At 53.6% G+C, this 8652-nt stretch carries 1 protein-coding gene; it reads right to left on the bottom strand.

The genetic code is table 11. From position 1 onward, the window contains the following. Positions 1-289 precede the first annotated feature (289 nt). Positions 290-8614, bottom strand: a complete 8325-nt coding sequence (locus KBW69_RS22875) for a calcium-binding protein (protein WP_257282419.1) — start codon at positions 8612-8614, stop codon at positions 290-292. Positions 8615-8652 lie beyond the last annotated feature (38 nt).

Raw genomic sequence — 8652 nt, 5'->3', positions numbered from 1 at the left:
CAGCACTGATGTGCGCAGGCGTGGCAAAAGCCGACCCTGGCCGATCTATCGACAGAGTGATTTTAAACGAATCGGTATCAACAGTGGCCGAGTAAAACCAGCCATCGCTGGTCTCAAGCCACTGTCTCTCGGGAGGACGATTGGGAGGAATCGTATCAGTTTGATTGACAGACATACGGTAAGCTCTCCGAAACTGGCGAGTTGTTCGGGACTGGGCTGATTAAAACACCTTGCAGCGTTTCACTCGGTCATGCATAAAATGTGCCGTTCGCCCCTTGTATTAGTGCTGTCAGCCAGAGCTTACCGTGGTCAAAGGTTGCGGAGTCGTCAGGTTTTGTGTCGTGTTATGGTTTGCCGACGGTACAAAAGACAAGTTCTCGCCACTGCGATTGCCCGACAAGGTACTGATTTCCTGCACCAGACGCTGGTAGTGCCGGTTCAGTTCTGTGTTATTCAGGCTGGCCACTCCTTGACGATTACGCTCTGCTTCACCCGTGTCAGCGTCGTCTTTCTCACCTCCGGCCAGACTGCTCAGGTAATTCAGCAGCCGCTGTCCACCGTGAATGATGCTGTTCAGAAAGCCCGGGACTCTCTTGTTTCTACTGTTACTGTCACCGGCAGCCATTGCATCTTTTGTGGTGCTCACTTTCGCAAGTACCTCGTTCATGCTGAGCACCCTGTTATTGACAATCAGGCGTTCAATGGTTTCGCCTTCCTTACTGAAAAAATTCAGCACCCGAAGGCTCTGGGTGGAATTGATTGATTTTGTGCTATGTTCTTTGCTCTTCAGCGTGCTTTCATTTGGTGCAATAGTCAGGATCAGGTCCCCACCCGCTTTTTGATAGTGCAGTTTCTGGCAGGGGTAGGTTTCAACTTCCAGCTGGTCAGCCGTGCCCGTGGCGTTTGACAAAATCCATTGATCACTGTCAATGGTGTCACTGCCGGTAAAGCGGTAAATGGCACTCTTTTCATCGATGACATACTGATGTCCGGGGACGCTTTGCTGTAAAAGTGCATAACCAGACCCCAGTCGTGTACGGATGAACACCTTGCCATCCAGAACCCCGTCATCCAGCTTCAGGCTGTCTGGCCAGTCATTGGCATAGACACGGTGTGGGTTCTGCCAACTGCCCATCCTCACCAGAGGGTCTGTACCGGATGCCATCATTTTTATGCCTTCAGACGACGGGATGTGTCGGCTGAGGATCAGTTTATCAACGGCATGACAGTTCAGCGTCCGAATTTTTTCGGCTGGCCTGAGGGCCGGTGCTGCCAAAACAGTCTGACCATCCCGGTAGAGGGTTAGAAACCCACGGTCATCTATGGTCATGGCCAGGTGTTGGCGGGGGGAGGTAAAAAATGGCTCGACCCTGTCGTGAAAGACCCTTTTGCCATCCGTCAGCCTGATCTCCAGTCCACCATTTTTCAGGCTCAAGCTGATGGCATCAGCGCCGTCAGTCCCGGCAAAATGAATGAGTGTGCCTCCGGCCCGGGCAGGCAAGTCCCGGTGCACCCAGGCCGCCAGGATAAAGCGGCCGCCGGTGACCGGAGGAGGTATCAGACGTGACAGACCGGCTGGACAACGAGCCTGCTCACCACTGTCAGTGACATTTTTTGATTCCAGCGAACGCCAGCTTGCTGCCTGCAGATTGGTAAGGCTGACACCACCCAGATGAACCCGGTTAAAAGAAGAAGGGGCAAAGAATATCTTTACTGGTTCATTTTTCTCTGTATTTTCCTCTGCATCCTCCAGCTCCAGACTGACAATATTATTGCCGGAGCCAGGGTGTACGCTGGCACCACTGCTTTTGAGGTGAAAAATATCATTTCCCGAATCCCCGAACAGCCCAACCCCCGGCTTGACAGTACCGGAGATGAAGAACAGGTCGTCACCTGGCCCGCCCCGTACCGATGCCGTAACATTGTCAAGCTGGTAAGTGTTATCCAGCCGTTTGTCGTCAGCCAGCCTGGAGTCATAGTAATTCCGAAGTTTTTTGCTGGTCAGTACCTCGGTTCCGTTGTTGGCCGGATTAACCATTATCAGGCGCCAGAACTGCTGTTCCAGACCGTCGATAAAGTGCCCGGTGGCCAGGCTGCCATCATGACGTACACAACGGGGAACGTGTAGTAAATCGATGGTGAAAAATAACTGGCTGTCGTCCAGAACCTCCAGATGGGTATAATTTTCGGTCAGCCGCCAGTCCAGTTTTTCGGGTTGTACCCCGTGCAATATCAAGCTATTCCCGTTGTCCCGGTCAATGATTCGGGTGCCATTGGCCTGCCGGTGGATAACGTATATATCCGGGCCCAGTTTGCCGGAAAGAAGGTCAGGCCCCAGGTTCGCCACCATCCGGTCAGCTTTCCGACTGCCATAATGCCTGTTGTGCCCGGGGCCTCCTATGGTGGTGGTGATTGAGGTGCTGTTGCTGTTGCGCTTGATGCGTGTATCGTAAATATCGAACCGGTCATCACCGTCTCCGCCGTCAAAGACAAGGCCAGCGAGGGCCGGAATGGTGAAAATATCGTTGCTGGCCGGGCCTTTGATAATCTCAAAGTTCTTGATAACGGACGGAAATGTGTCATAGGTGCCCTGCGATTCGGATGATCTGAGGGTAAAAGACCAACCCCCTTCGATGTGAGTATCCAAAGGGCAGGGCAGCGAGCCGTTCGGAGGACACGAGGGACTCGCCGGGGCCAGATCCACAGACAGCCGGAGCCGGACAAATTCCGGGGCAAGGGTTGCCTGGCTGAAGTCGATTGTGTCTTTTCCCGGGCCACCGTCCAAGTGGATAAACGCCGGCAGCTTTAGCAGGAAAAGGTAATCATCCCCCCCTCTGCCATCAAATTTAAAGAGGGAACCTCTGGACACATAAATGTCAGCGTCATCATCACCGGAAAATAGCAGGTTGTGGTCATCTCCGGTGTCCTCCAGGATAAGGTTCCTGACCGTTAAACCTTCCTTGAGGTCAACCGTTACATCATCACTAACGGGCCATTTAAAGAGCAGCGTATTGGCGCCGCCGCCCCCGTCCAGGAAGGTGCCATTTTGCCAGGGGGCGTTAAGGATGATCCGGTCGTCTCCGTCCCCCATGCTCACCTTGTCCAGGCCGCCCCCGGTGCTGAAAATATCCGTACCATTGCTGCCAAAGAAAGTATCATCGCCCGAAGTCCCGGCAATCTGGTCGATCCCTTTGAATACCGTCTGGTGATAACGCCAGCTGTCCGTTACGTCAGTATTTCGCCATCGGGTCTGTGCGATCCCCTCCGTGACGTTGACGGTCATCCCATCCAGTTGATAGGTTGAGGCGACTTTGATACTGATACTTCTGGCGCCTTTCCGCAGGAGCCGGGCACCATAAAGGACGGCAAGCTTGTCGTGTATTAGCTGGTTGTATCCCTTCTCGCCGGCAATAACGGTGGTATTGCCCATGCCGACAATGAACTGGTTATTCCCTCCCATATCCTTCAAAATGTCACCCCCCCCCATGCCAAGCAATACATTATCCGTGAAGGGGTTGCCTGTTAGACGGTCATTGCCCGGGCCGCCAACAACGATGGGGATGCCAGAGTGTGAGGCTGATGACAAGTCAAGGTGAACAGCCGGTAAAACCACAGAGCTGCTGAATGCCTTGGAGGTCTTGCATAGCCTAAGAAAAGTCGTGTCCCTGTCAAAGGTATGACGTATCTCGAGCATGGTCAGGGCTTGTGCCATTGGCTGCCCGGGGAACAGTTCGGCCCATTTTTTTGAGACCGGTTTTAACTCTGATACCGTATGGCGACCGTGATGTTGTCTGCGACCGTCTGCATGGGTTTTAACCAGTTTTAAAGTCAGCGTGTGCCGTGGTCTTGAAGAGAGAAAGAGAGGACCATTCTCAACCGGGTGCAGATACTTCTTCATGAGAGGGGTTACGCCTTCAAAGCGCACCTGCTGTTCGCCCGGCTTCAGGGTCAGCTTGCGTAAAACACCACTGTGGGGGGTGCATGTGGAAGAGTCGAAACGAAACTCAATCTCCAGCCTGACATTGTTGCTTTCCCGACTGCCAATCCGGTGCAGGCCGGCGCCCAGGTTTTTTCCCTCATCGGCAAGGCTCTTCAGTTCAGCTTCGTCACGCCATTTGGCCGGGGGGAATTCACCTAAAGGTTTTTCAGGATAGCGATTTAAGAATGCCAGCATCTCCCCTGTGGAAAAGGTGTAGTCCTCCACTCTCTTTTTGACCTGGCAGGGTTCCCTGTCTGAATCAACATAAATCGAGAGAGTACTGTTCCTCAGGTGGGTCAGGGCCTCGGTCATTGGCAGGGAAGGGGGGGTGCCTGCCGCTTGCTCCCAATAAAGGATAACGGGGTTGGCTTGTACTGTTTCGAAATGACGTAAACCATCAGTGTGAAAGTCAAGGGTGACGCTCTGACGCGCTATTTCAGGGCTAAAAAACAGATTCAGGCTCTCGTCAAAAGAATTGATGGTCAAACTGGCCTTTTGCGGGTCACGGCACGATTCACCCGATTTTTCCCAACGGATGACCAGCACGGGCCATTTTCCTGTTGGCGGCTTCCGGTGTTTATGACCGTGAATGCGGTGGTTGCCAAGATCACTGCCACGACCCAGCCAGAGGGTGTCCGAATGAGTGCCTGTGTATACCTCGTGCCTGCCCTCACCCAGTAATACCGTGTTAAAGCCACTGCGTAACCGGACAGACGTTTTTCCGCCGTTGGCGGTCACGGTGTCGTTGCCGCCCCGGACATCCAGGGTATTGGTGCCATTGGTGACCACGAACACGGTATTACGGTGGTCTCCCAGGAGGGTGTCATTGCCCGGGGAACCCTGGATGACCTCCATCCCTGCCAGCTGCTCTGCTGGCTGTAGGCTATAGAGGTTCTGGTGGGTGAGGTCCAGCTTAAGACCTTTTTTCCTGAGACGGTAAGACACGGTGTCCGTGCCAGGGCCTCCATGGACCTCGTTCAAGCCATCACCCAACAATGCCAGGTCATCACCCGACCCCAGGTGGATCAGGTTAGTTCCACTGCCAGCACTGACAACATCATTCCCGCCCAGGGTATGGGCTACATTTTTACCACCCTTCAAATAAATTTTGTTGGGCCCGGCAGTTCCCCGCACTATCAGACCTGGCTTCGACCCCACCACATTTTCAATACCGGTAACTGTACCCCCGGTTTCCAGTAGCTGAAACAGGGTTGTGTAAAATACGGTGGCCCCATTGGGTTTGTTTCTTTTGCTGCGTTCTATCAGTCCCTGCTTACTGAAGTAATACAAATCCTGGTCTGATTTCAGGTAGATGCCCTGATCTGAAAAATAGACATAACCTCTCGTACCTCTTCTCTGCTTTCCGGAGTTTGAGATCACGTGGATGTCCTGATTTGAATGGACACGCTTTTTCTTTTTATCTCCTCTCCGGTCATGGGCCACTCTGTAAACGATTTCCCCAACGTAATAGAAAATCTGGTTGCTGTACTGATCAGAAATCCGTCTTACGCCTGTGTGCTTTTTATCGTAACCCGTCAGTAAATGGTCGGATATCAATACTTTGTCAACCAGTTCACGCGAGTAGTCAGCTTTTATCTCTGACAGCGGGGCAATGTATAATTTCCTTGGGCTCAGATACTCATCGGGAGTGGCTTTGGTGGACCTGAAACTGCGCTCCGGTATGCGAAGGAGTCGAAAAAGGGTTGTTCCTCCTGTTTCATTGCCATCCGGCGCAAGGCGCTTAAGGTTGTGGTCTTGCAGGTATACAGCAAAATGGCTACGCCAGCGTCCTTCTTGTAAGTTAACCTCGAAGAATGCGCTGGATTTCGTCCAGGGAAGGGGATAGTAACCCCTAAACCTTTGATGGAGGGTGTTGTATCCGGAGTAAGGAAACCTGACCTGTGCCGGCAAAACCAGGGTATCATTTCCATGACCTCCTCTAATGTTCCCTATGCCTAAGCCCGGTTGAAGCAAGTCATCTCCAGTACCGCCATACTGTTCGATATCGCCAAGGTCATCTATGAGCCTGTCATTATCATCGCCTCCGTCCTGTAGCGCGCCGTTAAAAATAGTGTCACCACCTGGTCCGCCAAAGCCTATCCCACGATATCCCAGATGGAGGACGTCATTACCACGGTTGCCATAGGCAGTCCCTGACCCGTCAATCCATATCCTGTCACTATCAGGGCCTCCAAACGCCTTCCCTGACCTTTCGATCCGGATAGTATCACGGCCTGTGCCCCCTTTTGCTATGCCATCTTTTTTCAGGATCAGCCTGTCGTTGCCTGAACCGCCATAGAGCTCTCCCTTGTCAGCGATCAGGGTGTCATCGCCATCCAGACCATAAAATATCTTGTAACCTTTCTTGCCATACATGTAGTCCCGCAGAGTCGTTCCTATCACCTCTCGCCTGACGTTGAGTCCAGCTTCAAGGGCAAGTCCCTTGTCTCTTTTGCCACCCAAAAGCCTGTCAATGGACTTCGTCAATGACTCGAGATTATCCTCGTACTTATCCTGATCAAGAAAATCGCTGGCATCCAGGTGGAGCTGAAGCCTCCTGTAGCCAGCTTTCTCAAAATGAGCCACTTTGTCTTCAATATATTTTTTGAATTCATCACCTGCCAATAAAGCATCGAAATCCTGCCTGGCGTTAGGTGGCGGCATCAGTGCCACCAGGGCAGTCTGCACGAAACCCAACAGCGTGCTGATCAGATCTACAACAAGACCCAGCTTTGGAAAGATGAAGTCCAGCGCCAGACCCAGAACATCAAGGCCAATCGTAATGACATCAAGGGCCGCTATTGCGCCAAAAATGGCCGCCTGTTTACGGTTGCCAGCCTTGCTTGCCGCCACGGCGTTGTCGACATTACCGGCCAGTGAAACAGTGCCAGCGGCCAGAGCTATGACACCGCCTACCAGCGGTAAAGCCCTGGCTACCATTCGCGACGCTTTTGGACCCAGCTTGAAAGCTACGCCAATGGCTCCTGCCGGATTTTTCGTTTTGACAAGGGTTTTACTCAGCAACCAGTTGCCGCTCATGGCGAGGCTGTAGTTTGAGCCGATTATGTTCAGAACCGCCCCCGCATAGGCCATGTTCCTGGCTTCAGCAGGCATCGCGTATCCGTACTTTTGCAGGTTAACCAGTGTCATCGTCGACGTGGCTAAGCCGGCGAATGCATTCCCTGCGCCGAAAAGCATCCTGCCCGTACTTAATTTTGTACTACGGTCCAGCATATCCAGCGTGCGCATGAATTTCCCTTGCGGTCTTTTCGACCCACCTCCTGACTTGGTGTCGCCCGGGCTACCCGGCTCGGAGCCATCCCCGCCGGTATGGCCTTTTCGGGCTCGGAGATGCTCCATAAATTCCGGGCTTGCAAGCAGCTGTTCCTTGACATAGCCGGTGTCGTCGGCACTGTAGCCCGAGTCATTGAGCAAAGTGACCACCCGATCAATGACTTGCTCTGGCTTCAGTCCCTGCTTTTCCGCCAGTGCTTGTCGTAACAGATCAAGAAGATTCTTCCGGAACCCCGGATTGTCGAGCATGTCCTCGGTGGTAACCGCCGCAAAACGTCCCTGTTCCAGCAGCAGGAAAGAGTCTGCCAGCAACCCTTTGTCTCCGGCAGCCTGCCTGATAGTGTTGAAGCGATCACTAATCTCAATAGTATCCAGGTGCCTGCTGACCCGGTCCATCAGGGCCATTATGGTCCTGGTCGGTCCGGAGCCGTCGCATAGCACGCACTCTGCGGCGGGCAGTCTTGTTGCCTGGCCGTCTGGCAAACCGGCCTTGTCCAGATTCTGCAGGGCCTTGTCGAAATCGCGGTTGCTGATATCAACGAGGCCCGCCATCCGGCCAACATCAATACCGCTCCTGAGTGCGGCAACGCTGTCAGCAACCTTCTGGCGAATCTCCCCGGCCAGAAGGCGGGCTTCGGAGGAACCCTCCCGGTTCAGTCTGTCCGCCAGCCCGATAAAACTGGTCAGACGTTCCAGCAGGCCGGAGAGCGTCAGCTTGCCCTGTTTAACCATGAACTCGCTGACCAGCACATCCGGTGACAGGCTGTCCACACCCTCTGGCAGTCTGATCCGCTTCTGTTGCAGAGCCAGGAATGATTTTGTCTGATCCTCCGGTTTCAGCCCCTGCAGCAAAGCCAGTGCTGCCGCCGCTGTCAGTGGGCTGGGAGCACCGTTGCCCAGCACCAGTATGCGTTGGGCAGGCATTAGGTAGGAAGCATCGGCGGTGATTGAGGGATCGGTGAACACCTGAACCGTCAGGCCGCCAAAGGTCACTGAAAATTCCCTTTTTCCGGCCAGGTTCAGTAGCCCGTTGAGCCGCTGATAAAGCTCCGGGGAAATCCTGTCAGGCAGGGAAGTCAGTGCGCTGACCTCTGCCATAAGCAATTTCCCGGCTATGGTCCCGGCCAGGTCTGCCGGGATGGCTGACTGCCGGGTATATTGCAGGAATTCCCTGGCAAAGCGCTGCCGGGTGGCCGTGTCCATCTTGTCAATAACGGCATTAATCCGACCGGTAGCGTCAATGGCCTTAAGCTCATCGAAAGCATCATAAGAGTCCGCCAGCTGTGACAGGTAAGCCTGTGTGCCCGAAGTGTTTTCACCGGGGTCAAGGGGTTGTCGCAACAGCTTCTTCAGGCCTTCCTGTGACTGTGTTGACAGGG

Source organism: Endozoicomonas sp. ISHI1 (genome assembly GCF_024606225.1).
GTDB lineage: Bacteria > Pseudomonadota > Gammaproteobacteria > Pseudomonadales > Endozoicomonadaceae > Endozoicomonas_A.
Note: the sequence above shows the minus strand (reverse complement) of the source record. Positions and strands in the feature narration are given on the sequence as shown.